Annotated in this window: 23 protein-coding genes; 13 read left to right on the forward strand and 10 right to left on the reverse strand. The window is 36.1% G+C overall.

Going from position 1 to position 26,382, the window contains the following annotated elements:
• The first annotated feature begins 1 nt into the window (after position 1).
• From FG384_RS03570 to FG384_RS03580, 3 genes are read left to right on the forward strand one after another with little or no spacing between them, the layout of a single operon-like run.
• Positions 2-766, forward strand: coding sequence for a hypothetical protein (locus FG384_RS03570; protein WP_142641186.1), 765 nt, complete (start codon positions 2-4; stop codon positions 764-766).
• Positions 767-786: 20 nt separating this feature from the next.
• The gene (locus tag FG384_RS03575) at positions 787-1,242 is read left to right on the forward strand and encodes a DUF5085 family protein (protein WP_142641187.1); all 456 of its coding nucleotides are present in this window, start codon (positions 787-789) and stop codon (positions 1,240-1,242) included.
• A complete protein-coding gene (locus tag FG384_RS03580) occupies positions 1,242-1,688 on the forward strand; it encodes a DUF5085 family protein (protein WP_142641188.1) in 447 nt (148 codons plus the stop codon). Before FG384_RS03575 ends, FG384_RS03580 begins: the two co-directional genes overlap by 1 nt.
• Positions 1,689-1,824: 136 nt before the next feature.
• Here FG384_RS03580 and FG384_RS03585 read toward each other — a convergent pair whose 3' ends face one another.
• Positions 1,825-2,025, reverse strand: coding sequence for a hypothetical protein (locus FG384_RS03585; RefSeq protein ID WP_142641189.1), 201 nt, complete (start codon positions 2,023-2,025; stop codon positions 1,825-1,827).
• A 269-nt stretch (positions 2,026-2,294) separates the two neighbouring features.
• On the opposite strand from FG384_RS03585, the gene FG384_RS03590 reads away from it, so the two are divergent.
• Positions 2,295-2,735 (forward strand): HEAT repeat domain-containing protein, encoded by a 441-nt coding sequence (locus FG384_RS03590; protein WP_142641190.1) that lies wholly within the window; start codon positions 2,295-2,297, stop codon positions 2,733-2,735.
• Between the two features lie 113 nt (positions 2,736-2,848).
• On the opposite strand, the gene FG384_RS03595 is transcribed toward FG384_RS03590, so the two are convergent.
• Positions 2,849-3,586 carry an IclR family transcriptional regulator gene (locus FG384_RS03595; protein ID WP_142641191.1) on the reverse strand — a complete coding sequence of 246 codons (738 nt, stop codon included), beginning with the start codon at positions 3,584-3,586 and terminating at the stop codon, positions 2,849-2,851.
• A gap of 166 nt (positions 3,587-3,752) precedes the next feature.
• Here FG384_RS03595 and FG384_RS03600 point away from each other — a divergent pair, with 166 nt between their 5' ends.
• The 4 genes from FG384_RS03600 (at position 3,753) to FG384_RS03615 (ending at position 8,522) form a co-directional block, all read left to right on the forward strand.
• Positions 3,753-4,625: a dimethylarginine dimethylaminohydrolase family protein gene (locus tag FG384_RS03600; protein ID WP_142641192.1), complete on the forward strand. Its 873-nt coding sequence runs from the start codon at positions 3,753-3,755 to the stop codon at positions 4,623-4,625.
• A 15-nt stretch (positions 4,626-4,640) separates the two neighbouring features.
• Positions 4,641-5,408, forward strand: a complete 768-nt coding sequence (locus FG384_RS03605; RefSeq protein ID WP_142641193.1) for a dimethylarginine dimethylaminohydrolase family protein — start codon at positions 4,641-4,643, stop codon at positions 5,406-5,408.
• 25 nt (positions 5,409-5,433) lie between these two features.
• Entirely contained in the window at positions 5,434-6,855 is a 1,422-nt protein-coding gene (locus FG384_RS03610) for an amino acid permease (RefSeq protein WP_142641194.1), read from the forward strand.
• 68 nt (positions 6,856-6,923) lie between these two features.
• Positions 6,924-8,522, forward strand: coding sequence for a M20/M25/M40 family metallo-hydrolase (locus FG384_RS03615; protein WP_142641195.1), 1,599 nt, complete (start codon positions 6,924-6,926; stop codon positions 8,520-8,522).
• A gap of 121 nt (positions 8,523-8,643) precedes the next feature.
• On the opposite strand, the gene FG384_RS03620 is transcribed toward FG384_RS03615, so the two are convergent.
• The 4 genes from FG384_RS03620 to FG384_RS03635 all read right to left on the reverse strand — a co-directional run bounded on the left by FG384_RS03620 (position 8,644) and on the right by FG384_RS03635 (position 13,782).
• Entirely contained in the window at positions 8,644-9,753 is a 1,110-nt protein-coding gene (locus tag FG384_RS03620; protein ID WP_142641196.1) for a mandelate racemase/muconate lactonizing enzyme family protein, read from the reverse strand.
• On the reverse strand, positions 9,743-10,912 hold the full coding sequence (locus FG384_RS03625) for a M20 metallopeptidase family protein (RefSeq protein ID WP_142641197.1): 1,170 nt from the start codon (positions 10,910-10,912) through the stop codon (positions 9,743-9,745). Before FG384_RS03625 ends, FG384_RS03620 begins: the two co-directional genes overlap by 11 nt.
• A gap of 36 nt (positions 10,913-10,948) precedes the next feature.
• Positions 10,949-12,358 (reverse strand): YfcC family protein, encoded by a 1,410-nt coding sequence (locus FG384_RS03630; RefSeq protein ID WP_142641198.1) that lies wholly within the window; start codon positions 12,356-12,358, stop codon positions 10,949-10,951.
• A 131-nt stretch (positions 12,359-12,489) separates the two neighbouring features.
• Positions 12,490-13,782 (reverse strand): hypothetical protein, encoded by a 1,293-nt coding sequence (locus FG384_RS03635; RefSeq protein ID WP_142641199.1) that lies wholly within the window; start codon positions 13,780-13,782, stop codon positions 12,490-12,492.
• 248 nt (positions 13,783-14,030) lie between these two features.
• On the opposite strand from FG384_RS03635, the gene gdhA reads away from it, so the two are divergent.
• On the forward strand, positions 14,031-15,413 hold the full coding sequence (gene gdhA, locus FG384_RS03640; RefSeq protein ID WP_205961740.1) for an NADP-specific glutamate dehydrogenase: 1,383 nt from the start codon (positions 14,031-14,033) through the stop codon (positions 15,411-15,413).
• Between the two features lie 52 nt (positions 15,414-15,465).
• Here the strand turns inward: gdhA and FG384_RS03645 are convergent, their stop codons facing one another.
• Positions 15,466-17,166: a methyl-accepting chemotaxis protein gene (locus tag FG384_RS03645; protein ID WP_142641200.1), complete on the reverse strand. Its 1,701-nt coding sequence runs from the start codon at positions 17,164-17,166 to the stop codon at positions 15,466-15,468.
• Positions 17,167-17,514: 348 nt separating this feature from the next.
• Here FG384_RS03645 and FG384_RS03650 point away from each other — a divergent pair, with 348 nt between their 5' ends.
• The gene (locus FG384_RS03650) at positions 17,515-18,000 is read left to right on the forward strand and encodes a C40 family peptidase (protein ID WP_142641201.1); all 486 of its coding nucleotides are present in this window, start codon (positions 17,515-17,517) and stop codon (positions 17,998-18,000) included.
• 66 nt (positions 18,001-18,066) lie between these two features.
• Here the strand turns inward: FG384_RS03650 and FG384_RS03655 are convergent, their stop codons facing one another.
• Positions 18,067-19,155, reverse strand: coding sequence for a CdaR family transcriptional regulator (locus FG384_RS03655; RefSeq protein ID WP_142641202.1), 1,089 nt, complete (start codon positions 19,153-19,155; stop codon positions 18,067-18,069).
• Between the two features lie 125 nt (positions 19,156-19,280).
• On the opposite strand from FG384_RS03655, the gene FG384_RS03660 reads away from it, so the two are divergent.
• The gene (locus tag FG384_RS03660) at positions 19,281-20,420 is read left to right on the forward strand and encodes a glycerate kinase (protein ID WP_142641203.1); all 1,140 of its coding nucleotides are present in this window, start codon (positions 19,281-19,283) and stop codon (positions 20,418-20,420) included.
• 3 nt (positions 20,421-20,423) lie between these two features.
• The gene (locus tag FG384_RS03665; RefSeq protein ID WP_142641204.1) at positions 20,424-21,767 is read left to right on the forward strand and encodes a GntP family permease; all 1,344 of its coding nucleotides are present in this window, start codon (positions 20,424-20,426) and stop codon (positions 21,765-21,767) included.
• 118 nt (positions 21,768-21,885) lie between these two features.
• Here FG384_RS03665 and FG384_RS03670 read toward each other — a convergent pair whose 3' ends face one another.
• Both FG384_RS03670 and FG384_RS03675 read right to left on the reverse strand, forming a co-directional pair.
• Positions 21,886-23,346, reverse strand: coding sequence for an S-layer homology domain-containing protein (locus tag FG384_RS03670; protein ID WP_142641205.1), 1,461 nt, complete (start codon positions 23,344-23,346; stop codon positions 21,886-21,888).
• A 70-nt stretch (positions 23,347-23,416) separates the two neighbouring features.
• Entirely contained in the window at positions 23,417-25,036 is a 1,620-nt protein-coding gene (locus FG384_RS03675; RefSeq protein WP_142641206.1) for a hypothetical protein, read from the reverse strand.
• Positions 25,037-25,290: 254 nt separating this feature from the next.
• Between FG384_RS03675 and FG384_RS03680 the strand changes: the two genes are divergently transcribed.
• Positions 25,291-26,364, forward strand: a complete 1,074-nt coding sequence (locus FG384_RS03680; protein WP_142641207.1) for a branched-chain amino acid aminotransferase — start codon at positions 25,291-25,293, stop codon at positions 26,362-26,364.
• The last annotated feature ends 18 nt before the right edge of the window (positions 26,365-26,382 follow it).

Genomic DNA, 26,382 nt, shown 5'->3' on the forward strand with positions numbered 1-26,382 from the left:
AATGTCAAAAAAACTAAAGGAAGAAGATTTTGAGGTACTTAGAGGCCCTTTAGAAGCAGGAAGACAAAGCCCAGGAAGTATAGGATTTGCGCTAATATTAGGTATTATATTTCAGCCGATGCTCTATGCTTTAGAGTATTTTGTTGCAGCGGATTCAACCATCTTTCCGTATAAGGAAGAGATATTGAAGGTTCATTTTTGGTTGACAGCTGTGCTAGTTGTGTTATCTCTCATTTATGCAATTCCAGTTGTATATAAAAACAGTGAAAAAATGCAGTATTTTGTTTCTATATTAATATCACAAAACATCTTCTCCCTTTCCATTTTTATCTGTGCAATATTTATTATTGGAAAAGAGGGAGAAGGGATGACTGCTACTCCTAGTTCACTCTTGAATTTCACTTATATTTTATTAGTTTTAGGTTTTTTGGTTTTTATAGCTACGTTTATTCGTTTCTATATTCTATTGAAAAAAGGTCATTATAAAAAAGGCTCTAAAAAGGAAGAGTTGAGAAATCGATTCGAAACATCCAAATATATGCCAGTGGCTATTCTAGGTGGTCTTGGAATCGTTTTTATTATCCAATACATTGTTAGGAACACTGCTATGAATGATTTGAATGCTATGGTTGTTATTGTAATTGGGATTGCTTTGTTCTTTGTCATGCTATTTGTTTTACCGGAACAGCTTGTTATTTTGTATTGTAAATTCCGATTTAAAAGCTTTAATTTTAATGAGCGTGGTTATCTATATAAGAAGGAATAATTATAGAAAGGGTGGTAAAGATGGGCATAGAATTGTGTTCTTTAGTATTCGATAATGTATTGACTTATAAAGTGGAGCAGAAAAAAGAAGATTGGCAAGAGGGTATTTATGCATTGGAAGATTTTACACTTAATAAAGATGTCTACAAAAATGGGCCATTGTTCTTTTCATTTGTTCAGAGTTCGAGAGATTACAAGTCTGGTAGCTTTACTTACTACTTACCTATTAGTAGCCCAGTAACTCTTTTAGATGAAACGGATTTTTCCTACTTAGATACTTTGGTGTTAGAAAGAGCATTGTTGTTGAGGCAAGCTGATCAAGAAATGGACTTTTATTCTGCTTTTGAAAAAGTAAAATCATACGCAAATACTAATCAAATAGAGTTAGACGATACATATTATTGCGTATTATTAGAAGTTTATGGAGATTATATTATTGATTTGTATGTGCCGATTAAAGGAAAAGGTGATCAATGATGATTGTAGAAAACCATCAAATTGCTTACCGAAATGTTGCATCAAAATTATATAATTTTTTACCTGAGGAAATTGATACTGCTTTAATGGATTTTGATTCGATTTTAACAAGTCATGGATATCATCCTACTGGTCCAATATTCTTTTCCATTATTAGTGATCCAACAGCAGAAGTGATGACAGCTCAATTATTCCTGCCGATTGCAGAAAATTATTTTTCTCTTCCAAAAGAAGAGGAAGTGAATTTCAGCAGTTATTTTAATGTCGATAACTTACTAATGACAAGAGTAACAGAAAACTACGAAGTACAATCTCAAGTGAAGTATTGGGAGCTCTTTAATTATATGAACGAACATAACATGACTCAAAAAACACCAATATTTGTACAGTTCAAAAAAACGAACTCAAACCGGACCTACGCCGAAATAAGTCTAGGTGTTCTGTGACTGGTGCCAGGCACCCACACAATTCGGACACTATTCTGAAAACTATTAATGTAATGAAAGTGAGTTATTAGAAAACGCATCTTATCGGTTAGGATAGATGCGTTTTGTTATGTATGAAATCTTAGTAGTTTATGTTCTAAAATTGGATTTTCACATTAATACTTTGCAATTGAGCAATATTGATTGTGTATTTATTTTCTGTGCTAACAAATATACCACCATTAATTACTTCCCTTTTAGCGGTCCGGATGTCGGTATTTGTTTCAAAGACTAAATGTTGACCGCCTTTAAACACTAAATAAAACTTATATTTTTTTCGCTCCTTGAATTCTCTCAATTTTCACACTCCTTTTTTTATATCAGTATATCATACTTACAAATGATTTCCATATTAGGGTTTCGACATAAAGTGACATGAAACAATGTCTGTTTTGTTCTGGTGAATTGTGTCGAGCTTAGAAATGGATAGAAGAATGTATAAAATAGGAGATATTCGGTTGATAGTATATAATGTAGTGATAGAGAAGAAATGGTTTCTACTAACAATTATCTGATTTTAAAAATCGCTCATCTCACATAAATGGACATAGAAGGAGTTTGAATTATTTGAGTAAGAAAATAATTAAAAATGAGTTACCTGAGAATTATGAGGAACTAAAAAAAGCAGCCAATCGTACATCAAGCTGGAGAGCACGTTTTAATGCAATAGAAGAACTAGGGAATTATAATACAAGCCAAGTTATTGATATATTAAACACAAGATTGGTAAACGACCCAGTCTATAAAATTCAAGAACTTGCTTACCGAATCCTTCTTGAATTTGGAGAAGATGTGCAATTACCTGCGCCTAAAAAATTTGAGGTTATTAAAGGTGCTAATAAAGTGTTCTTAAGAGTAAAGAAGAGTTTACCTGCAGATCATACAGTTGAAGAATTCGCTGCGAAACTTAAAAGAATGCGAATTGATGTGTATGATGCTTATGAAGGAGAAAAAGGAAACGACTTTAATACATGGTTAGAAAATGAATGGAAGAATTTGAAGAAGTAAAAAATCAATAATTTTTTGACTATATTAGAAAAGCCACTCAAGCTGCTTGAGTGGCTTTTTGTATAGAATTGTTACAGGTGTGTTACAGGTGCCTGGCACCAGTAACCATAAAGTTATGTGGAGGAGCCTAGTTTTTCGGAAATTGTATTGCCTGCTTCTAGAACCTTATTAATTAGAAATTCTAGTCGATTATCGGTTAGGTTGAAGCTGACGAAGCCGATACTGATTGCCCCTATTACATCTCCAAAACCATTTACAACTGCTACTGCTACAGAGGATGTGCCTTCCGTTTTTTCGGCGTGGCTTGTTGCATAGCCCTGTTTTTTTATTTGTTGAAGGAGTGTTTGCATTTCTAGCACTTGTTCTTCCGAGAGTAGCTCTTTTAAAATTGCAGTTGCCTTTTCGCGTGGCATTGCAGCTAGCATTGCTTTATTTGCTGCTCCAATATTCATAGGAATGCGCATTCCAAGTTGGTCTACAATGCGAATCGGATTGTTTTCACTGTCAATTCTTTCAACGACGAGTGCCTCTAATCCCACAGGCTTACTAAGGTACACACTTTCGTCTACTTCTCTCATTAACTTTTCTAACACAGGCCTGATTTTATTTACATAATCCATCGTGTCATATACTTGTAAACCATATTCTAACCAAATCGTGCCTAGTCGATAAGTTTTTGTTCCTTCGTCTTGTTCAACCATTCCTTGTTTCATCATTGCTTGTAGTAATCTGTGCATTGTACTAAGTGGTAGCTCACATTGTTTGGATAAATCCGAAATGGATACACCGTGCTCAGCAGCATTTGCTGCCAAAACCTTAGCTACTGTCATTGCACGAGTAATGGACTGCATAAAAGGCACCTCCTGATTGAGTAAAAATCACTTAAATAATATTTCAAAATAGCGAATTTTAATATTCTAAATATTATTGACATTGTATCATGTTAGCACTATATTTTAAATATAAACTTTCCGATGTACGGAAACGTTTTCCACTATGCGGAAAAGGAGAGACGAAATGTCCTATAATTCATCTATGTACAAAAAACTAGAAAGAGTTATTGTGAAGCATCCAAACGAAGCTTTTATTAGTCAAGAACATCTTGCAGAAGCATGGAAAACTTACAATTACTTAGAGCAACCAAATTTTGAAGAGGCTCTTCGTGAATATAAACAATTCATCGAAATTCTAGAAAAACATGTTCCTCAAATTGATTATTTACCTGCCTCAGACAAAGTAGGTTTGGATTCAATTTACGCACATGATCCAGTGAAGTTTACACCTGCTGGAGCAATAATTTTGAAATCAGGCAAAAAGCTAAGACAGCCTGAAGCAGAAGTTTATAAAGAATTTTTAATAGAAAAAGGGATTCCTATTGTTGGAGAGTTAACTGGCGATGCTGTATGTGACGGTGGGGATATTGTTTGGTTAGATGATAAAACGTTTGTAGTTGGTCGCGGATACCGTACAAATGATGAAGCAATTCGTCAATTAAAAGAAATGACAGCATCATTTGTAGATGAATTTATCGTTGTACAGCTTCCACATGATCTAGGAGAAGCGGAATGCTTGCATCTAATGTCTTTCATCAGCATGGTAGATAAAGATTTGGCAGCAGTACATTCTCCATTAATGCCTGTATTTTTCCGTCAGTTACTGATTGAGCGTGGCATTCAATTAGTGGAAGTACCAAAAGCAGAATACGATAATCTTGGTTGTAATGTTCTAGCGTTAGCACCACGTGTGTGTGTAATGGTAGAAGGTAATGAATCTACAAAACAACAACTGTTAGATGCAGGAGCTACAGTTTATGAATACAAAGGACGCGAAATCAGTGTATTAGGAACTGGCGGTCCAACATGTCTAACAAGTCCTGTAATAAGAGATTAATAGGGGGAAAATAAAATGAGTCAATTTAAAAATGTTATCGCAAAAACACCTGGAAAAAGTTATGTAGAAGGATTAACAACATCTGATCTTGGAAAACCAGATTATGAAAAACTATTAGTTCAGCATGAAGCTTATGTAGAAACATTGAAAAAGTGTGGAGTAGAAGTAACACTTCTTTCTGCAAGTGAGGAATTTCCAGATTCAACGTTTGTAGAAGATGCTGCAGTACTTACAACTGAGTTTGCTGTTGTTACGAATCCTGGTGCGGAATCTCGTAATGGAGAGATTGTTGAAATTGAAAGCGTTTTAAAAGACTTCTATAAGAAGTTTCATTATATAAAATCACCTGGAACACTTGATGGTGGGGATATTCTACAAGCAGATAATCGTTTTTATATCGGAATTTCTGAACGTACGAATGAAGAAGGGGCTCGCCAGTTAAAAGAAATTCTAGAGGGTGAAGGATTTGAAGCAACAATCATACCTCTAAAAAAATTCTTCCATTTGAAAACGGGTATCGCTTATTTAGGGAATAACAAAATGGTCGTTGCAGGCGAATTTGTGGATCATCCAGCATTTGATTCATACGAAAAAATCGTTATTAGCAGTGAAGATGAATACTCTGCAAACTGCATTCGCGTGAATGATTATGTAATTATCCCAGAGGGGTATAGCGAAACGAAACGCAAAATTAATGAGGCTGGATATGAAACAATTGAACTAGATATGTCTGAGGTTCGTAAACAAGATGGTGGTTTAAGCTGTTTATCTTTGAGATTTTAGTTAAATAGATAGGGGGAGGGATGTTATGTCTAATATTGGGGATCCATCACAACAAAATCTTTTAAATCGCTCTATGAAAAGCCGTCATTTGTTGATGCTTTCTCTTGGAGGAGTAATTGGGACGGGGTTATTTTTAAATGCAGGGTATACAATTAATCAAGCAGGTCCGGGGGGGGCTATACTTGGTTACTTGTTCGGTGGTTTAATCTTATATATGGTTATGGTTTGTCTAGGTGAGCTTGCTGTTTATATGCCAGTAACTGGCTCTTTCCAAACATATGCAACACGCTTTATTAGTCCATCTGCTGGGTTTTCACTAGGATGGATGTATTTTGTAGGATCGGCTGCTACAGCGGGTGTAGAATTTACAGCAGCTGGAATACTTATGAAACATTGGTTCCCAGATGTTCCAGTCTGGATTTGGTGTGCTATTTTCATGGTAGTATTATTTGCTCTGAATGCGCTTACAACAAAAGCATTTGCTGAAGCGGAATTTTGGCTTGCGGGTATTAAAGTAGTTGCGGTAGTTCTGTTTATTATCATTGGTGTTGCAGTAATTTTCGGTATTATTCCACTGGAAGAGAGAGCTACACCATTTGTTACTAATTTAGCACCTTCAGGACTGTTCCCAGCTGGAATTGCTATTGTTTTTGTAACAATGATGAACGTAATATTCTCCTATCAAGGATCTGAGTTAGTAGGTATTGCTGCTGGAGAAACAGAAAATCCAGAAAAGAATATTCCAAAAGCGATTCGAACAATTCTTATTAGAATCGTCGTGTTTTATATTGCTTCAATTATCGTATTATCTGCTATTTTTCCAGCATCTGAACTTGGGCTACTCGAAAGTCCTTTCGTTACATTGATGAATTTAGCTGGCATACCATTTGCAGGTGACATTATGAACTTTGTTATTTTAACTGCCATTTTGTCGGTAGGTAATTCATGTTTATATGCTGCAACACGTTTGCTGTGGTCAATGGCTAAAGAAGGAATGGCACCAAAAGTATTTGGTCGACTTTCTAAACGAAAAGTTCCACTAGCAGCATTAATATTCACGATGGCATTCTCTTTATTGTCATTATTGACAAGTGTAATGGAAGCGGACACAGTGTTTGTATTATTAATGTCGATAGCAGGAATTTCTGTCACTATTTCTTGGATGGGGATTGCGACATCACAATTAATGTTCCGTCGCCATTATATAAAGAATGGTGGTAAATTGGAGGACTTAGGTTATAAAGTTCGATTCTACCCGTTCGTTCCGATTTTCTGTATCGCGTTTTGTTTATTGATATTAGTGTTTTTAGCGTTCGATCCTACACAACGAGTTGGGCTTTATTATGGGGTAGGCTTTTTCGTAGCTTGTATGCTATTCTATAAATTGAAATTAAGTAAGAAGGATAAAGCAGCTACAGCAAATAGTAAGGTTGCCTCTGAACAATAATAACTATTTGTTCAGAATATTCATAATAATTTTGGTGCCTGGCACTAGTAACAAAGGAGATATATAAGATGAGTCAATTATTGTGGAGTACGCCAGAATCGCTTCGAAATTTGTTATGTGAAATTGTTAGTTGGGATAGTATTACGTTAACGGAAGGTGAACGTGCTTTTGCTCCGAAAGTGGCTGATAAATTAAGAGAATTGGATTATTTCCGTGAGAATCCATCCCATTTAGAGCTACATGATGCAGGTCTAGGTAGACATGCTGTGACAGCATTGTATAAACACCCAGAAGCAACAGAAACGGTAGTATTAATTAGCCATTTTGATACAGTTCAGACGGAGGAGTATGGTGTACTAGAGCCACTAGCTTACTTTCCAGAAGAACTAACGAAAAAGCTATTAGAACATAAAGAAGATCTTCCAGAATCTGCGCGTATTGACTTGGAAACAGGGAAATATTTATTTGGTCGTGGCACAATGGACATGAAAATGGGACTTGCTCTTCATATGCAATTGATTGAAAAGGCGAGCACGGAGCATTGGCCGATTAATTTAATTTTAACGACTGTTCCAGATGAAGAAGTGAACTCAGCAGGAATGCGTGCAGCAGTTACCGAGCTTGTACGAATTCGTGAAGAGCATGGATTAACTTATAAGCTTTATTTAAATAGTGAACCATGTTTCTCCCAAAAACCTAATGATATTGCAGAGTATATTTATTCTGGAACGATTGGAAAAATTATGCCTGCAGCATTATTTTATGGGAAAGAGACGCATGTTGGTGAGCCAATGAAAGGTATGACTGCGAACTACATCGCATCCTATTTGACTCAGCGTATGGAATGGAATCCTTTATTCCGAGAGACAGATTTAGGAGAAAGCACACCACTTCCGGTTTCATTGCAACAAAAAGATTTGAAAATGTCTTATTCGACCCAAACTCCATACCGTGCAGTGGCACTTTACAACGTATTTTTACTGAAACGTACTGCATCAGAAGTGATGGATTTGTTCGAACAAGTTGCAGTGGAAGCAATGGACGTTTTGAACGAAAACTATAAAGTCATTTGCGAGCGTGAGAAGGTGTCAGGTGTAGGAGAAGTGAAGGTTCTACGCTATGAACAGCTTTTAGCACATGCAATTCAAAAATTAGGTACTGCAGAAGTAGAGCGTTTGAAAAACGAAGCTCTTCAAAATGATGAATGGGACGATCGCGAGAAATCACTTCGTATTGTCGATAACCTAATGATTCAATGTCAAGAGCTTGCACCTGCAACAGTTCTATTATTCGCACCACCATATTATCCAGCTGTAAATACGTCAGACGATCCACTAGTAATTGAATTGGTGGAACTAATGCAAAAATCGGCTGAAACATTTAATAATAAAGTAGATCAAATCCATTACTTCAATGGTATTTGTGATTTGAGCTATGTTAACTATACAGACGACTCAAATGGTTGGGCTGCTTTCGAAAGTAACACTCCAGTATGGGGAGACACATATAGCATCCCATTCGAAGACATGGCTCAACTGAAAGGGCCAGTGTTGAACGTAGGTCCATTTGGTAAAGATGCACACCAAAGAACAGAGCGTCTACACGTAGATAGCGCATTTGTTGAAATGCCTGTCATGTTGGAAACTCTTATTAAAAGCCTATACTAATAGAAAAAGTGACTCCATTCATGTCAATGGAGTCACTTTTTTAACGCTTTTTTTGGTTTGTTACGGAAATGTTACTGGTGCCTGGCACCAGTAACATTCACCCGTAACATTCTTGTAACACTTATTGGATGAGGAAGGATTCTGTTGTTAGTTCTTTTAGTTTTTTCTCGTCTACTTCGATTCCTAAGCCTGGTGCTTCAGAGAGATAGACATAGGGAATTTCAAAGTTGAGCTTAGCTATATCGTCACTAAACATTAAAGGTCCAACAAGTTCATTGCTATGAATGGATTTTTTCGCTAATGCTAAGTGTAGCCCAGCAGCAGAGGCAACTGCAGATTCAACCATGGAACCGATTTGGCAGTCGATGCCGCCAAGCTCTGCTTGATGTACTAATTGTGACGCTGGGTATAAGCCCCCACACTTCATTAGCTTAATGTTTATTTTATCTGCAGCTCGTTTAACAATTACCTCTTTTAATTCTTTTGTACCATGCAGACCTTCATCAATCATGACTGGAATTGACGTTTTTTGTTTCACTTCTAGTAGTGCATCGATATCACTAGCAACTACTGGCTGTTCAATCAATTCGATTTCACAAGCTTTAATTCGATCGAGCACGTACATCGTATTGCTGCTATTAACCCAGCCTTGATTCGCATCGACTTTGATCGGTATGCCCGAACCAACAGCTGCACGTACGGCACAAATACGTTCGAAATCTAACTCCTTATTTGTTCCAACTTTAAGCTTTAACGACGTATATCCGTTCGCTAATGCCGTTTTAGCTTCTTCAGCCATTTCTTCTGGCGTTAAGATACTTATCACTTTAGGAACCTCTAACTTCTCATGGTATTGCCCACCTAATAAGTTATACACGGGCTGACCAGTTGCTTTCCCCATAATGTCATAGCACGCAATATCAATAGCTGCTTTAGCAGAAGGTACGTCTAGTACGATTTGATTCATTTTGTCATGCATTTTTTCTATTTGGAATGGGTTATAACCAATCAAAGAAGGGGCAAGTGTCTTCGTCAAAACCGCATACGTGCTTTCCCATGTTTCTCCTGTTACATGTTCGTCCGGTGTTGCTTCTCCAAACCCAATAATTCCATTATCAGTTTCCATTTTTACAATAATCGATGGCATATCCATATACGTGTGATAGCTAATAATAAATGGGGTGATAAAAGGAAGTCGAATAGCAAACACTTCAATCGATTTAATTTTCATCCTCATTACCTCCTCTTAAATAATTCAGCACACCAGTTGTAAATAACTCAACTCCAACAGGCAGCATATCTTCATCAATATCAAATTTTGGATGATGATGACCGTAAGGAGTATCTTCCTTACCAACTCCTATAAAGGTAAAAGAAGCTGGGATTTCATGCGAGTAATAGGAAAAGTCTTCACTACCTAAAATAGGGTCGATTTCGACAACTTTTTCTTCTCCAAAAAGAGAGATAGCTGTTTTTTGAATAAAAGCAGTTAACGCTTTGTCATTTAACACAGGTGGATCACCGTGAATATAATCAAGCTCATACGTAGCTCCAAAAGATTTACAAACGCCTGCAATAATATCTTCTATTCTTTTTTCAATAAGCAAGGAAGTATCTTTATTGAAATATCGAACTGTACCTGATGCAAATGCAGTATCCGGTATTACATTATAGCTTGTCCCTGAATGTAACTCTCCGATACTAATAACTGCTTGATCAATTGCTTTAATGCTGCGACTTACAATCGTGTGGAGTTGAGTAATAATTTGCGAGATGACAAGCGTTGGATCTATCGTTTCTTCAGGCATCGATCCATGACCGCCTTTTCCAAAAATGCGAATGATAAATCGGTCGGCACCTGCCATAGTAGGTCCTTGTCGAACGCCTATTAATCCGGATTTTAATGGTTGCCATAAATGATATCCAAAAATTGCTTCGATATTGTTTAATCCGTTTGCGCCAACGATCTCTACTGCACCACCAGGAACCTCTTCTTCGGCATGTTGGAATAATAGATGAATAGTGCCGTGTATTGCTGATTTATTTGAAACTAGTAATCTAGCAATACCTAAAAGAATAGACATGTGTCCATCGTGCCCACAGGCGTGCATAACACCATTGTTTACAGAACTGAATGGAAGCCCTGTTTCTTCTAGTATTGGAAGCGCGTCCATATCAGAACGTATTGCTACAGTTTTACCAGGATGATCTCCTTTAATGATTCCGATGACGTCTTTACCAGTAATAGAATACGTTTCTATTCCTAAACCATGAAGCTGACTTGTAATATAAGTTTTTGTTTCTTTCTCTTGATGTGAAAGTTCTGGATGCGTGTGTAAATAGCGACGTTGTTCGATAATCCATTCTGTTAAATTAGTATCAGGTTTCATTGCTTCATTTCCTTTCAAAAAACTAATAGACTATTATTAAGAAAATCCTATATAGTGTGCGATTGTAACGAAAATTGCACCTAACGCATAGTGGATAATAATAAGTGGTAAAATCCATTTTACCCATTTCACCCAAGAAATTCTTGCGAGTGCGAGACCTGCCATGAAATACCCGGATGTTGGAGTGAAAATATTAGATATTCCATCTCCAAACTGGAAGGCAAGTACTGCTGTCTGACGAGTAACCCCTACAAGATCAGAAAGTGGTGCCATAATTGGCATTGTCAGAGCAGCCTGTCCGCTACCAGATGGAATAATGTAGTTTAGTAAACATTGAACGATATACATCCCAAAAGCTGCAAAACCGGATGGCATTTCTCCAATAACAGAAGAGAATCCGTAAAGAATTGTATCCATAATTTTACCGTCTTGAAGTACGACTAGAATCGCGTTTGCTACCCCAACTACAAGTGCTCCCATAACAAGTACACGGCAGCCTTCAATAAAGGACTCGGAAATTTGGGTGAAATTCATTTTCCCAGTTAATCCAATTAGAATCCCCATTAATAGAAATAACCCGGCAATTTCTGATAAATACCAGCCTAACTTAATAACACCGAATGCAAGTGTAACAAGTGTTGCAAGCAAAATAGTGAAGATGAATTTGTGACGACCAGTAAGCGTTAATATTGTTTCAGGTATTTTGAAACTGTCACTGCTTACTTCATTATAAAGTAAGCTTTTTGTAGGATCTTTCTTAATTTTCCTAGCATATCGCATAACGTACCAAATACTAACTGATAGAAAAATAACAAAGAATATAATTCGTAAATAAAGACCTGAGAACAAAGGAATTTCTGCAATACCTTGTGCAACACCTACCGTAAAAGGATTCATAAATGCTGCAGTAAATCCTGCGGATGTTCCAAGAAGGACTACCGCTGCTCCAACCATGGAGTCATATCCTATTAAAAGCATCAAAGGTACTAAAATCGTAATATATGGAATTGTTTCTTCTGCTAAACCAAGCATAGCACCAGATAAACCAAAAAACGTCATCAGAATAGGTATTATTAAGATTTCTTTCCCCTTCATTTTTTGAGAAATAGAACCAACTGCCGCCTCAATAGCACCAGTTGCTTGTAATATCCCAAAAGAACCCCCAACTATGAAAATATAGAAAATAATACTTGCTGAATTTACCATTCCTTTATGAACTGCTTGGAAAATGGACCAAAAGCCTGCTGGTGTAGACTCTGCTTCTTGGTAAGTATCAGCTACGACAATTGTTCTTCCTGCATCGTCCACCATTCGCTCGTATTCCCCTGCTGGAAATATGTAAGTTGAAATTGCTGCAACAATAATAAGTGAAAACAATATGACATACACATGTGGAATAGAAAATTTCCCCTTCTTTTTTTGCTCATGAACATTTGTTGCTCCCATTTATTTTTCCCCTCTCTATTAACGTTCGGTATATGGTCGTTAATTCGTTCATTATACTTAAAGGGGAATTGAGAAGTCGATGAGTTTTTTGATAATTTGTAATTGACAATAAAATGAATGCTGTATACATTTTATATTTTGGGAAGCTTTAATCGATATATGGAACGAGGCCTACCGCTTAAATGAGGTTGTTCTTCTCCAATTATTTCAAGATAACCACCGTCAGCAAACTTCTTCAATATACGCTCAGCTGCACGTTTACCAATGCCGAAATAATCTGAAATATCACTAGATGTGAAGCGATTAACAGGTCGAGTTTTATAAAATTGAAACATTTTGTTGAGATTAGTTACGCTTATTCCAAGTTCCTTTGAAATTTTAATAAACTCCTTATTTTCACTTTTTAAAAGGGAACTATTCTTTTGATTGTTAAAGGGAGAAGTGACAATTTGTTCTTCCGTAACGACGTGTAGCGTATTGTCCATTGGATTTTTTTCTGAATAAGATAGCGCGATATTTGCATTTTTTTCTGCTTCAACAATCGTCATACCATAACCGAAACCAATGCTCACAGTCGATTCTAAAGTAAATAAAGATAGGAAGTACTGATCCAGAAGTTCTTTATTTTCCAGTAAATACTCGATTCCACTGCGTGTTCCATAAATATAAAAAAGCTGTGGACTTACTTTTTTGACTGAGCAATTGATAGTCTTGGCTATGTTATGTAGTTCTGTAGTGAAATTTTCTTTATTATTTTTAGAATGAAATGCGAAAGCACCTACTGCAATTTGTGATTTTTTTGCTCGATTGAGAATTCCTAAATTACGTGCTTCAATGAGTGAATCGACAATGTTTTTTTTAGGTTCCATTAATCGTAAACATGGAATATTTAGCGCGACAAGCCTATCATAAACGGCGTGAATACTCGTAACAACGTAGGAAATCTGTTTAGTTTCCCAAAGCTTGATATGTTTGTTGATAACGTCCTCTATTTGGAATACTTTGTCCGTTTCTTCTTTTAACCAAGGGTAATCTTGAATGAAAGAAGATGCTAATTCAATATTCAGTTGTTTGACAACCTCTTGCAAAAACGTACGATCAGTCAGGTCAATTGATAGCTTGTTGTAGTCTATTTTTAGATGGTTTGTAATATAAAGAAGAGTAAGCGCTACACTTAACTCATTATCCGGTATATAAAGGGCTGGTTTATTTAATTTTGCTAACTCTTTTTTCGCATAGTAAAAAGGAAGTTCACCTGAGAAAAGTATGACATCGCATTGTTTCGCTTCATGGAGAAGTGTTCTTGCTTCTTCTGGTGTTTGGTACATAATTAAGGACACTTCTATATTTTCTAAATTATCCTCCAATGCTTGTACCTGTTGTAATGTCTCCTCTGAACCAATCAATGCAATTCGTATTGCCATTCACAGCACCTACTTTTCTAGTATTAAATCTTATTCTAATTATAGTATATACCACTTGGTTTATTTCAGTTGTATTTCTGGTGCCAGGCACCAGAAACATTACTGCAATAATATTGGCATTATTTTCAATTTGAAAATGAAGAGGATTGCATAATTATTAATTTGGATTTATATATATGTTGAATGTTACTTGAGTATTGGAGATAATAGGAGAAATAATGTTGGATGATGAGAGGGGCGGTCTATTGATGGAAATCTTACGTAATTTTAATGTGGAACAAAAAAATAGAGCAAACGATTACGTGCATGAAGTTTATGAGTTAGTAAAAAAACGGAATCCAGAGGAGAAAGAGTTTTTACAGGCGATACGTGAGATTTTTGACTCGCTTCGTCCGGTATTTTTGAAACACCCTGAATTTATACATAATGGAATATTAGAGCGTATTACAGAACCAGACCGAGTAATTACATTTCGTGTTTCGTGGGAAGATGATACAGGGAAGGTTCAAGTTAATCGGGGGTTTCGTGTTCAATTTAATAATAGTATGGGGCCATATAAAGGTGGCATTCGCTTTCATCCAACTGTAAATAGTAGCATTATGAAGTTTCTAGCTTTTGAACAAACGTTTAAAAATGCGTTGACGGGCCAACCGATAGGGGGAGGTAAGGGGGGATCAGATTTTAACCCTAAAGGTAAGTCAGAGCGTGAAATTATGCGATTTACCCAAAGCTTTATTACTGAATTAAGCAAATATATTGGATCAGATATGGACGTTCCAGCAGGCGATATTGGTGTTGGGAAAAGAGAAATTGGATATATGTTCGGTCAGTATAATCGAATAAAAGGTGGCTATGAGGCAGGTGTTTTCACAGGGAAGGACCCAAACCATGGAGGGAGCTTAGGAAGAAAGGAAGCAACCGGGTATGGCTGTGTTTATTTTGTAGAAGAAATGCTCAAAGGGAATGGGGATAGCTTTGCTGGGAAAACAGTGTCCGTATCAGGTTCTGGTAATGTTGCAACATATGCAATGGAAAAAGCTGTTGAACTAGGAGCTAATGTGTTGGCTTGCAGCGATTCAAGTGGTTATATATATGATCCGAATGGAATAGATGTAGAGACAGTAAAAATATTAAAAGAGTTGGACAATAAAAGAATACAAGAATATACGAAATTTCATAAGCAAGCAAAGTACCATGAAGGGTGCACAGGAATATGGTCCATTCCATGTGATATTGCATTGCCTTGTGCAACGCAAAATGAACTAGAGGAAAAGGATGCAAGATTGCTTATTGCAAATGGAGTGAAAGCTGTTGGAGAAGGTGCAAATATGCCTTGCACAGAAGAAGCAGTTCTTGCGTTCCAAGCGAATGGTGTTTTATTTGCTCCTGCAAAAGCAGCGAATGCAGGAGGGGTAGCCGTATCGGCAATGGAAATGTCACAAAACAGTATGCGTTTATCTTGGACGTTAGATGAAGTCGATGAAAAGTTGAAAATCGTAATGAAAAACATACACGAAAGCTGTCATGACGCTGCAACACGTTTCGGCTATCCTGGCAATTTAGTAGTAGGCGCAAATATAGCGGGCTTCTTAAAAGTAGCAGATGCAATGGTTGCACACGGAATCCACTAATTGCCTCAAAAAAACAAAGCTCACTTCCTTTACGGAGGTGAGCTTTGTTTTTTTATAGTTTAAATTGGCCAACAATCTTTTCTAGTTCTTGTGCCATATGGCTTGTTTCGGTTGAACGACTAGCTACTTCATCAATAGAAGCAGTTGTTTGTTCTGTTGCTGCCGAAATGGATGTTGTAACTTCTTCAATTTCACGAATTGACTCGGTTAATTGATTAATCAGTTCAACTACACGTTTAGAGTTTTCTGCTTCGTTAGTAGTCATTGTTGAAATTTGGGAAATTTCTTCAACAGTTTGAGCTACTGCAATAGAGATATCACTTAAGGATTGAGATGTTTGTTGAACAGTAACTGAACCTGTTTCAATCAATTTCGTGCTTTCCTCCGTTGAAATAACTACTTGTTGAATACTTTGTGTTATATCTAGGACGATTTTTTCTACTTGATTTACTTCTTCATTGGATTGCTCCGCTAACTTGCGCACTTCCTCTGCTACTACAGCAAAGCCTTTTCCTTGTTCACCTGCTCGAGCAGCCTCAATAGATGCATTTAGGGCAAGTAAATTAGTTTGTGCTGCAATAGCAGCGATTGAACTAGTGATTTGTTGAATCTGTGTAGTTGCTTCATTTAAATATTGAATAGTTTCACCAGTTTCTATAGAAGCACTTCGTATTTTCTCCATGTCGTGGCTGATTTCGCTTGCTCGTGTTAGACCTTCTTTAGCAGTTTGCATCGTTGTTTTAGAATTCATAACACTTGCATCCGCATTTACTTTGGAATGTTGAAGCCCTTCCGCAAGAGTTTGTAGTATAGTTGATGATCTCTCTGACGTAATGGTTCCATCGGATACAGATGCTGCTGCTTCACTCATATTTGTAGAGATTTGATGGGCTGCACCCTTCATCTCATTTAAAGAAGCGGAAGTATTCTCTGCATTTTGTGTTAATTGGATAGATGTCGTTTGTATTGTTCCAATAATATTTCGTAAGTTACTAGCAAGATTATTCAAAGTTCGACTTAAATCGCCAATTTCATCCTTACTTGTAAAGTTTGTATCTTTCACAGAAAGATTCCCATTTGCTATTTCGCCTGCATGTACGATTAACGCAGATAGAGGCTTCGTTTTTCTTCTAATAAGAAGAAATGTAACAAAAGAAGCGAGAATCATAGGTATCAAGCTTATTAGAATTCCTTCGCTAACAACGTCCCAAGTTCTTTCAGCAACTATTGAGCTATCAAAGTCAATCACGCTAATAGCAATGATTTTTCCAGAAGGGTCATGGTTTTCATAAATAGGTGCATAACCAGATATACGTTTCATATCTCCGAACTCGTAAATCTTAGAATAAGTAGGATGTCCCATTTCTAGTAGCATATCAATTGCTTCTTGATCTATGTAAAATTTATCGCCAGCTTTGAAGCCATCTTCTTTTAAGTTATCATCTAGCGCTAATAAATTTCCGTTTAAATCAATAATATACTGTGTTTCAAAAATATCTTTATGTGCAGTAGTCCAATTTAGCTGTTCACTAATTGCTTCAACCGCTGCGGCATCTCCATTTAACATTTTGATAATATTCCCTGGCTCAATCAACCCAGTTGTAATGTTCGCACAGCCGTAAGCTTCAATCCCAGCAGCTTCATATAACTTATCGTAAGCAGTTTTATATGTTGCAATGGAAGTAATGAATAGCATAGCGACGATTATGCCGACTATAATCGAACCTAAATGAACCGTTAGTGTGTTTTTCATGTAAAAATTCTCTCCTGTTCCTAGGTAATTCCTATTAAAACATTTAAACTAGTTATACCATAGAAATAGGTAAAAAAGATACAGAATCTATAACTTTTTTAATATAATTTTGCAACTATTTATCTAGAAATCTACATAAATAGACAAAATGTCACAAAATTGTTACAGGTGCCAGGCACGAGAAACAAAAAGAAAACTAGAAAAAATAGCGAACAGTATTAGACGTTTAATGTAATAGTTTTGTTACACAACTGTAAAACCAATCTTGTTTTGTTCATGTTAGTATGGGTATAGAAAAAATTTCAGTTATTAATTTTCTCAAATTACATCTTTGGAGGAACATAAGTTTTGACTTCTTTGTTTAAAAAAATCATTACCATCTTTAGTTTATCTGTAGTTTTAGCCGCGGGAACATTTGCAGGAAATACGGAAGCAGCAAGCTCTGTAGCATCGACTCAAATAGTATCGAGTGCGAAAAGTCTAGTAGGAATTAAATATCGTTATGGTGGAACAACGAAGGCAGGTTTTGATTGTTCTGGATTCGTCGGATATGTTTACAAGCAAAATGGCGTTTATTTACCTAGAACAGCAGCAGGAATGTATAGTACAGGAAAAGCTGTAAAAAAAGCAAATTTAGCAGTGGGAGACTTAGTGTTTTTCAACACTTCAGGTAAAGGTGTATCTCATGTAGGTATGTACATAGGAAGTGGAAAATTTATTCATGCTTCCACATCAAAAGGCGTTAGAGTCGATAAAATAAATGACCCATATTACTGGGGGAAAAAATACGTTGGAGCAAAAAAAGTTGCAAACGTATCTTTAGCAAAAAAATAATATAATAAAAATTAACCGTTTCAGCTTTTTTGCTGGAACGGTTTTTATGTAGCCAAAAAGGGATATTCAATGAATTTTGGGAGACCGACACCATAATGCTATTTGTAAGACGATAGCGTCCTGGAAAACGGCTGGATTATAGCCAGTTATTTCGCGTATTTTTTTCAATCGATAAGCGAGAGTATGTCGGTGGACGTCTAATGTGTCTGCGCAAATTGTAAGCTGTTGGTTACAATTAAAGTATTCTTGAAGTGTTTGAATCAATTTTTCAGTTAATCCGTTTAATATTCGAGTAGTGAATTTTTGAGCTTCATATGAATCGTGACTTTTAAGTAACGAATAAAGTTCAACTTCCTCGAAGAAAGTTATGCTTTTATATGTTCGACCATACTGCAAAGCGACTTTAGCCGTATGATAAGCGTAATGTACTTCCTCAAGGGAATGTACCATTTGTCCAATACCGATTGGCAGTGCATTATTTTTTATTAGCTTAGGAGCTAGTTTTGAAATTTTCTTTTGAAATGATTTCTCATCTAGTCCGGAAATAAGTATGAAATGCTCTTTTAGTTGATAATGTCCAACTAAGATGGAGTCATCTTGAAAATAATATTCAATAGCCTGTAACGTAGTTTGATAAGATCTAGATTCCGGATTTATTTCTAACATGATGGCATGAAAAGGTGATTGGTTCAAAAATCCGATTTTGTTTATTCTTTCGAATATAACCTTTTGTAAAGGTTGTCCGCTCATCAATTCTTCAAATACCATCTCTTGCATTTTCCGCTTCCATTCTCTTTCCGATACGATCAATGCTTGATGTACCATCATTTCAGTTGTCAATTGGACAAGGGTAGCAATTTCTTCGATTTCATGTGGGTCCCCTGTGATGCCGATGACACCGACTAGCTCATTTTGAAAAAATATTGGTAAATTAATGCCTGGCTTCGTCTTCGGAAATAAATGATTATTCTCTTCTGTAATCCACAATTCTTTTTTAGTCTCTGCAACAATAACAGCACCTTCATGGATACTATCTACCCGTAATTGATCCCCAGAAGCAAGTATCATTCCGTTTGTTTGGATAACATTAATATTTCGATGAAGTCTTAGCATTGTTTGTTCGACAATTTGATTGGCAAGCTGTTTTGTTATCATAGAACCTCCACGATGTATAAAAATAGTGCTGTTATAATACAGATGTTTTATACGATAAGTATAATGTAAATCTATAAAATTATCACTATACTTTTATGTAAGCGCTTTATAAAGGAGGTGATTTGATGAAAATCATTGTCAGTCCTGATTCTTTCAAGGGGTCTTTATCTGCAATAGAGGCAGCACAGGAAATAGCGGCAGGTATAAAAGAAATCGATCCAACGATTGAAACTGTATTACTCCCTGTTGCAGATGGAGGGGAAGGAACGTTAGAATCTCTTGTCATTGCTACGAATGGACAAACCATTTATGTAGATGTACAAGATCCAATTGGTCGAACAATTCGCGTAGAATATGGAGTACTTGGTGACGGGGAAACTTGTGTCATTGAAATGGCAAAAGCATCCGGGTTAACTCTTTTAAAGGAAAATGAAAAAAATCCTCTTATCGCTTCTACATTTGGAACGGGTGAATTAATTCGTCATGCGTTAGATAGCGGTTACAGAAAGTTTGTTGTAGGTATAGGTGGGAGTGCAACAAACGATGGTGGAACAGGAATGCTTCAAGCTCTAGGCATGAAGTTTCAAAATGAGGATGGATTAGAAATTGAAAAAGGTGCAGAATCATTAAAAGATTTAGTTGAAATCGACGCTACTGGTTTTGATAAAAGAATACGTGATTCACATTTTGTCATTGCTTGTGATGTGGACAATCCGTTTGTTGGTCCAGAAGGTGCTACTGCAATTTTCGGTCCGCAAAAAGGAGTTACAGCTGATTGGGTAGAGAAACTAGATAAAAATTTGTTTAATTTAGCAAATAAAGTGGAAAGTTTAACCGGAATTTCGCTTCATAATCAACCAGGGGCAGGTGCAGCAGGGGGACTAGGCGGTGCTTTTTTAGCATTTTTCCCAATTGAATTAAAACCAGGTATTGAAGTTGTTATGGAAGCAATCAACTTTCATCAGCAATTAATTGAAGCAGATTTTATCTTTACAGGGGAAGGTAAATCGGATCTTCAAACTCTTTCTGGCAAAGCGCCAATTGGAATTGCTAATGCTGCTAAAAAGCATGGAATTCCAGTCATTTTAATATCCGGCAACATAGAACTAGAAAGTATTTCGCAATTATCCACTTACTTTTATCAGCTAGCTAGTGTTTCGAATGGGGTAATTACGAAAGAAGAGTCCATTAGAAACGCAGCTCATTATTTAAGAGAAAGAACGAAAGAAACTATGCAGTCATTATTAAAATTAAAAGGGGTGTAATGAATGTTATTTTTTGTGATTCTTCTAGGGGTAATTTTTGTTGTTTTAGCGACAGCTGTGTTTAAGATTCATCCATTTTTAGCTCTTATAATTAGTGCATTTTTTGTAGGTATAGCTTCTGGAATGCCATTACTTACTGTAGTTGAAAATGTAAACACCGGTTTCGGTGGATTGATGACAAGTATTGGACTTGTTATCGTTGCAGGAACAATCATCGGCGTAATATTAGAAAAATCGGGTGCAGCATTTCGGATGGCAGAAGTAGTGCTCCGCTTATTAGGGGATAAGCGTCCTCAACTTGCTATGTCTATTATTGGATATATCGTGTCTATTCCTGTTTTTTGCGACTCAGGTTTTATTATTTTATCTAGCTTGAAAAAGTCTTTAGCTAAACGTGCAAAAGTAAAAGTTGCATCTATGGCCGTTGCGTTATCTACAGGCTTGTATGCAACTCATACTCTAGTTCCTCCGACACCAGGTCCAATTGCGGCAGCTGGTAATATTGGAGCTGCTGATTATTTAGGAACAATTATTTTAGTTGGTTTATTCGTTGCTATTCCAGCGGTTATTGTTGGATATATTTGGGCTGTGAAAGTTGGTTCGAAAATTGAGGTGGAAGCGGACCATGAAGAAACGATCAATTATGAAGAGGTCATCAAATCTTTTGGTAAAATGCCATCTACATTTAAATCGTTTCTTCCAATTGTGCTTCCAATCGTATTAATTGGAATTGGATCCGTAGCTGCATTGACTGGAAGTGAGTCAGGACTTACGAATTTCTTAAGATTTCTTGGTGCACCGACAGTAGCATTATTATTTGGTGTTTTGGCTGCATTTTTATTGCTACCTGAAATGAGTGAAAAAACACTATCTGGGTGGATTGGAGAGTCTTTAAAAGAAGCGGCTCCAATTTTATTGATCACAGGTGCCGGTGGTTCATTTGGTACGGTAATTAAAAACTCTGGTGTTGCAGATCAATTACAACAAATGGACTTAGGTGCACTTGCAAATGGAGCACTATTCCTGCTAGTTCCATTCCTAATTGCGGCAGCACTTAAAACGGCACAAGGCTCATCTACAGCGGCACTTGTTATTACTTCTTCTCTAATTGCTCCTATGCTTCCAACGCTAGGTATTGATGGGGCACTTCCACTTGCACTAGTTGTTATGGCGATTGGAGCAGGAGCAATGACAGTGAGTCACGTAAACGACAGCTACTTCTGGGTAGTAACACAGTTTAGTGGAATGAAAGTGACAGACGCGTACAAAGCACAAACAATGGCAACATTACTTCAAGGTATCACAACAATCATAGTAACAATCATCATCTGGCTGATATTTGTATAAAATGGAGTTATTGTTACAAGATTATTACTGGTGCCAGGCACCAGTAATACTCCTGTAATTTAGGTAAAATAAAGAAACACGACTGATACATTGTTAGTATCAGTCGTGTTTTTATTGGTTAGTCAAAATAGAACATGTCGTCACGGTAATTTTGTTTTAGATCTGATTCTAAGAAATTTAAGTAACGGACAAGGAGTTGTGATGCTTTCCCTCTAGTAAGTACTTCATTTGCGTTAATCCGATTCTTTTTGTCCGGGTCAATTAATCCTAACTCACTTGCTACGTATATACTGTCTTTTGCTCCTTTTGGTATTTTATTGTCGTCGCTGAATTTTGTTTTATAGCCTGGGCTTGGTGCTCGACCTTCTAATCCTAGAGAGCGAACGATAATTGTAACTGCTTCAGCGCGTGTAAGAGAATCGTTTGCTCCAAACAGTTTGTCGTTTTTAGGACTGACGATTCCTTTATTTATGGCGCTTTCTATAAACACATAGTTAGGGTCTTGTGGATCTAAATCTTCAAATAATCCTTTTTTCACTGTTTGTCTACTCGTAGGTTTTGCTTCGAGTACACGTAAGTCTACTGCTTTTGCGACACTTGCCGTAAACTGGCCTTTTTTCATTGCTGCATCAGGTGAAAAGAAATTACTTGATTCATCGAAAATACCTAAAGAATATAGTTTTTCGATGTTTGGTTTTGACCAGTGATTTGCAATATCACGGAATTTCGGAACGATTAGACGCTCCAATGTAGGTACTTTTTCTTTTTTTAAATACATCGTGCCTGTACCAGCGTTATATGGAATATTATATTCATATTCAGATACTATATTAGAAGAACTTATTACCACATGTCCGCCTACAAAACTTGAAAGAGAGGGATTATGTGGTTCATATTCTAGCACTCTCGATTTACTGTCAGAAACTTTACTAGTAACAAATGCCGTCCCTTCTGGAGTAGCAATTTCATAATCAACAAATCGAGTATCTGTAGAACCCCAGAAATTTTTGTATCCTACATCTTTGCCAGTCATATATACAGTAATCAGTTTATTCTCATTTGTTTTTCCAACTTTTTGATTTCTTATGTAAATTTTTCGAGCAATTACATTCCCTGAATAATAATCAGTAGCAGGGCGATTATCAATGACAGAACCTTGTGAGAACTGATAATCGTCTAAAGTATACGTTGATTTATCGGATGCGATTGTTACTTTTTCTGTATAGCTTTTAACAGTTGTATTGGAAGTCGTTTGTCCTTTTGTTTCATGTTTTTTTAAATCAGAAACATATACGACATTACGAGTTAATTTATCACCAGCCGGACTTGTTAGGTTAAATTTATAAGTGGAAGTTAATTGATTTTTGCTTTCCTTTTCCGTAACAGTTGCTTTTCCGGTAAATGTAATTGGGTATCCTGTTAAGAAAAATACTTCTTCGTACGAATATTCATCTAAAACTCCACCATTAAAGTCTGGAACTTTCGCGCTTGCAGTAGGAGTTAAAATAGTAAATATTAATAAAATAGCAATGGCATAAACGGAGAATTTTTTCATTTGTTTTTTGATTAAGATATTCATTTGAATTTTCTTTACCTCTTTTCATTTTAATAACGGGCATGTAATGAAAGAATTACATGCCCGTTCCATATTAATCGACTAAAACAATTCGAGCATTTGAGTATGAATCATGTATGATATATAACCTATCGTTCCAATTTAGTTCGTTAATAGAAATTACTTTGCCTTCTTTAATAAATGTGGCAAGGCTAACGTCTACGTATTGAAGTTGATTTGTATTTGTCCAATTACCATTATTCCATTGGTTTACATCTTTCAAGTAAATATAATTATTGCTGATACTATCGTATCGTCCGATAGAAACAAGCTGTACTGGGCTACCATAACTAATAATACGAGCGGCCACAACATGATTATCTTTTACATAGAAATATGCATATTGATTTGTGCTGTTTGTAAAATCTTTCGTCGAACTATTGTAATCATCTGTGACAAACGTATCTTTACTAATATTCAATGTAGTAAATGGAGTAGAGTACCAATAATTATTTATTAACTTATTTGCATTTGTGAGTAATATTTGGTTTACTCCTACATTACTAATTTGTCCGAAGTAAATTTCATGATTCGATAAGTTTGTACTTTGGAAACCGTCGTTTGTAATATTAATCACATTTGCATACTGATGTGTAGAAACTCCATTTGTTATAACATAAGCGTTGCCGCTATGAGATAAAGCACTCGCGTCAACTAATCGACCATTACGAATAATGATTGTTCCTTTATTATAAGGAATGTTACCAGTATTAGATAATCTAATATTTTGTGAAGAAGTATCAACAGAGTTTAATCTCTCATGAAGCGTTCGTTCATTTGATTGCTTAATAATCATTTTTTGTATTACTTCTTGTCCCAATTGCTTAATAGTTACATAGTAAACCTCATTATTTGTATAGTAATGAAGTTGAGAGGGATCGATTTTTTTATTTCCAACATAAATAGGCGTTTTAGCTGTAAATTGTTTAGAAGTCATTACATTTGAACTGCTAGACTGCCAATCCCAATTTTGAAAAACTTTTTCTTCTTTCACAAGTAGTTTTTTTTGATTTGCATCGATTTTTTGTATTGTCCCTTTATAGAGATTTTCTACTTGAATGCCGTCAACAATTACTTCAATGGATGATAGTGTATCGTTATCGTGCTCTGAAAGATTTAGTTTAACTCTGTCTCCTGCAAATACAGCACTTAAATCGACAAGTTTTGTATCCTTAAAAACTTGTGTATGTTGATTTACATAAAATCGCTTCGATTGTTTATCTTTTAAGTTAATAGAGATAAATCTTCCGTTCCTATCAATTTCATTCACTGTACCAGTTAAATGCACTCCAATTGCATCTGAACTGTTTTGAGGACTGTCTGCAAATCCTTGGAGTTCTTTTACTTTGCCCAAATCAACAGTAGCTTGGACTAATATTCCTTCTTTAAATGCTTCTATAGTAGTAGAAGTGGAATTGATAAAAAGGGGAGTATATTTATCAATTTTTAATGTAATCGTTTTTCCGTTATCATTTATTATAGTAATCTTTGTTAATTGTTTTTCTGTCGTTCGATCACTTAGTACAACTTCTTCATAAGTAGCATCCACAAACATCCCATTTACAATAGTTGCTGCATTTGCCGTTAGAGAAAGGGAAAAACAACTAGACAATAAAATAATAAAAGTAAGTATGTATGTTGATAACTTGAACAAAATGACGCCTCCTATCCTTTTGCTAATTCACAATATACTATGTATATCGGAACAAAATGGCGTTTTGTTACAGTAAAGAAGAGATTTATATCTAAAGGAAAGATCTATTCCTTTTCTAATGGTGATAAAAAAATTTTTAATTATTTGTAAAAGGTATTTCTAATTTTCGTAAAAGTAGTATAATTGCATATAATATATTGCACATAGGTAGTAGTTGCAATTTAATAACTATATTGATTGGGGAAAAGTTTGTTATGAATAGTCTAAAAATTCAAATTACAAAGAACGAGAACAAGCGAGAAAAAGTACCAGCCGATCAGCTTATTTTCGGTAGAACATTTACTGATCATATGTTTATAGCAGATTATACAGAAGGAATAGGTTGGCATGACCATCGGATTGTTCCTTACCAGCCGATTACTTTAGATCCATCTGCAACAATACTGCACTATGGACAAACTGTTTTTGAAGGAATGAAGGCTTATTTATCTCAAGATGGAGTTGTCCGTTTATTCCGCCCAGAAGAGAATATGAAGCGTATGAATCATTCATGTGACCGAATGAGCATGCCAAAAATTAATGAAGATCTTGCACTTGAAGCATTAAAGGAATTAATTACAGTAGATAGAGAGTGGGTTCCATCAGAACCAGGTACATCTTTATATATTAGACCATTTATGATTGCTACCGAGGCGCATCTAGGCGTTTCTGCTTCTCTAACATATAGTTTCATCATCATTATGTCTCCTGTAGGTTCTTATTATAAAGAAGGTATTCATCCAGTTAAAATTCTTGTAGAAAGCGAATATGTTCGTGCTGTAGCAGGCGGAACAGGGACTGCGAAAACTGCAGGAAATTATGCATCCAGTTTGAAAGCTCAGGAAGTTGCGGATCGAGAAGGATATTCACAAGTTCTCTGGTTAGATGGTATTGAACGAAAGTATATAGAAGAAGTAGGAAGTATGAATGTATTTTTCAAAATAGATGGACAAGTCGTAACTCCTGCATTAAATGGTAGTATTTTAGATGGAATTACTCGTAAATCGATTATTCAATTACTAAAGCATTGGGATGTACCGGTAGTTGAACGAAAAGTTTCCATGGAAGAAATCCGTGAAGCACATCGTACTGGGAAATTAGATGAAGCTTTTGGGACTGGAACTGCAGCAGTTATTTCTCCAATTGGTGAATTCCGTTGGCAAGGAGAACTGTTTTATGTGAATAACGGAGAAACTGGAGATCTTTCGAAGAAGCTTTATAATTCTTTAACAGGTATTCAAAAAGGAACAATGGAAGATCCATTTGGTTGGGTAGTTGAATTAAACTAAATTACTAAATTAGTCGCT

Origin of the sequence: Psychrobacillus vulpis, assembly GCF_006861825.1 — a bacterium.
In the GTDB taxonomy this organism is placed as follows: Bacteria; Bacillota; Bacilli; order Bacillales_A; family Planococcaceae; genus Psychrobacillus; species Psychrobacillus vulpis.

What these genes read in the sequence shown, in the direction of transcription:
- FG384_RS03575 (WP_142641187.1), top strand. Translation starts at nt 787, where the DNA reads ATGGGCATAGAATTGTGTTCTTTAGTATTCGATAATGTATTGACTTAT.
- FG384_RS03615 (WP_142641195.1), top strand. Translation starts at nt 6,924, where the DNA reads ATGAGTCAATTATTGTGGAGTACGCCAGAATCGCTTCGAAATTTGTTA.
- FG384_RS03630 (WP_142641198.1), bottom strand. Translation starts at nt 12,358, where the DNA reads ATGGGAGCAACAAATGTTCATGAGCAAAAAAAGAAGGGGAAATTTTCT.
- FG384_RS03680 (WP_142641207.1), top strand. Translation starts at nt 25,291, where the DNA reads ATGAATAGTCTAAAAATTCAAATTACAAAGAACGAGAACAAGCGAGAA.
- FG384_RS03665 (WP_142641204.1), top strand. Translation starts at nt 20,424, where the DNA reads ATGTTATTTTTTGTGATTCTTCTAGGGGTAATTTTTGTTGTTTTAGCG.
- FG384_RS03580 (WP_142641188.1), top strand. Translation starts at nt 1,242, where the DNA reads ATGATTGTAGAAAACCATCAAATTGCTTACCGAAATGTTGCATCAAAA.
- FG384_RS03635 (WP_142641199.1), bottom strand. Translation starts at nt 13,782, where the DNA reads ATGGCAATACGAATTGCATTGATTGGTTCAGAGGAGACATTACAACAG.
- gdhA (WP_205961740.1), top strand. Translation starts at nt 14,031, where the DNA reads ATGGAAATCTTACGTAATTTTAATGTGGAACAAAAAAATAGAGCAAAC.
- FG384_RS03620 (WP_142641196.1), bottom strand. Translation starts at nt 9,753, where the DNA reads ATGAAAATTAAATCGATTGAAGTGTTTGCTATTCGACTTCCTTTTATC.
- FG384_RS03595 (WP_142641191.1), bottom strand. Translation starts at nt 3,586, where the DNA reads ATGCAGTCCATTACTCGTGCAATGACAGTAGCTAAGGTTTTGGCAGCA.
- FG384_RS03655 (WP_142641202.1), bottom strand. Translation starts at nt 19,155, where the DNA reads ATGATAACAAAACAGCTTGCCAATCAAATTGTCGAACAAACAATGCTA.
- FG384_RS03605 (WP_142641193.1), top strand. Translation starts at nt 4,641, where the DNA reads ATGAGTCAATTTAAAAATGTTATCGCAAAAACACCTGGAAAAAGTTAT.
- FG384_RS03625 (WP_142641197.1), bottom strand. Translation starts at nt 10,912, where the DNA reads ATGAAACCTGATACTAATTTAACAGAATGGATTATCGAACAACGTCGC.
- FG384_RS03570 (WP_142641186.1), top strand. Translation starts at nt 2, where the DNA reads ATGTCAAAAAAACTAAAGGAAGAAGATTTTGAGGTACTTAGAGGCCCT.
- FG384_RS03670 (WP_142641205.1), bottom strand. Translation starts at nt 23,346, where the DNA reads ATGAATATCTTAATCAAAAAACAAATGAAAAAATTCTCCGTTTATGCC.
- FG384_RS03610 (WP_142641194.1), top strand. Translation starts at nt 5,434, where the DNA reads ATGTCTAATATTGGGGATCCATCACAACAAAATCTTTTAAATCGCTCT.
- FG384_RS03660 (WP_142641203.1), top strand. Translation starts at nt 19,281, where the DNA reads ATGAAAATCATTGTCAGTCCTGATTCTTTCAAGGGGTCTTTATCTGCA.
- FG384_RS03645 (WP_142641200.1), bottom strand. Translation starts at nt 17,166, where the DNA reads ATGAAAAACACACTAACGGTTCATTTAGGTTCGATTATAGTCGGCATA.
- FG384_RS03600 (WP_142641192.1), top strand. Translation starts at nt 3,753, where the DNA reads ATGTCCTATAATTCATCTATGTACAAAAAACTAGAAAGAGTTATTGTG.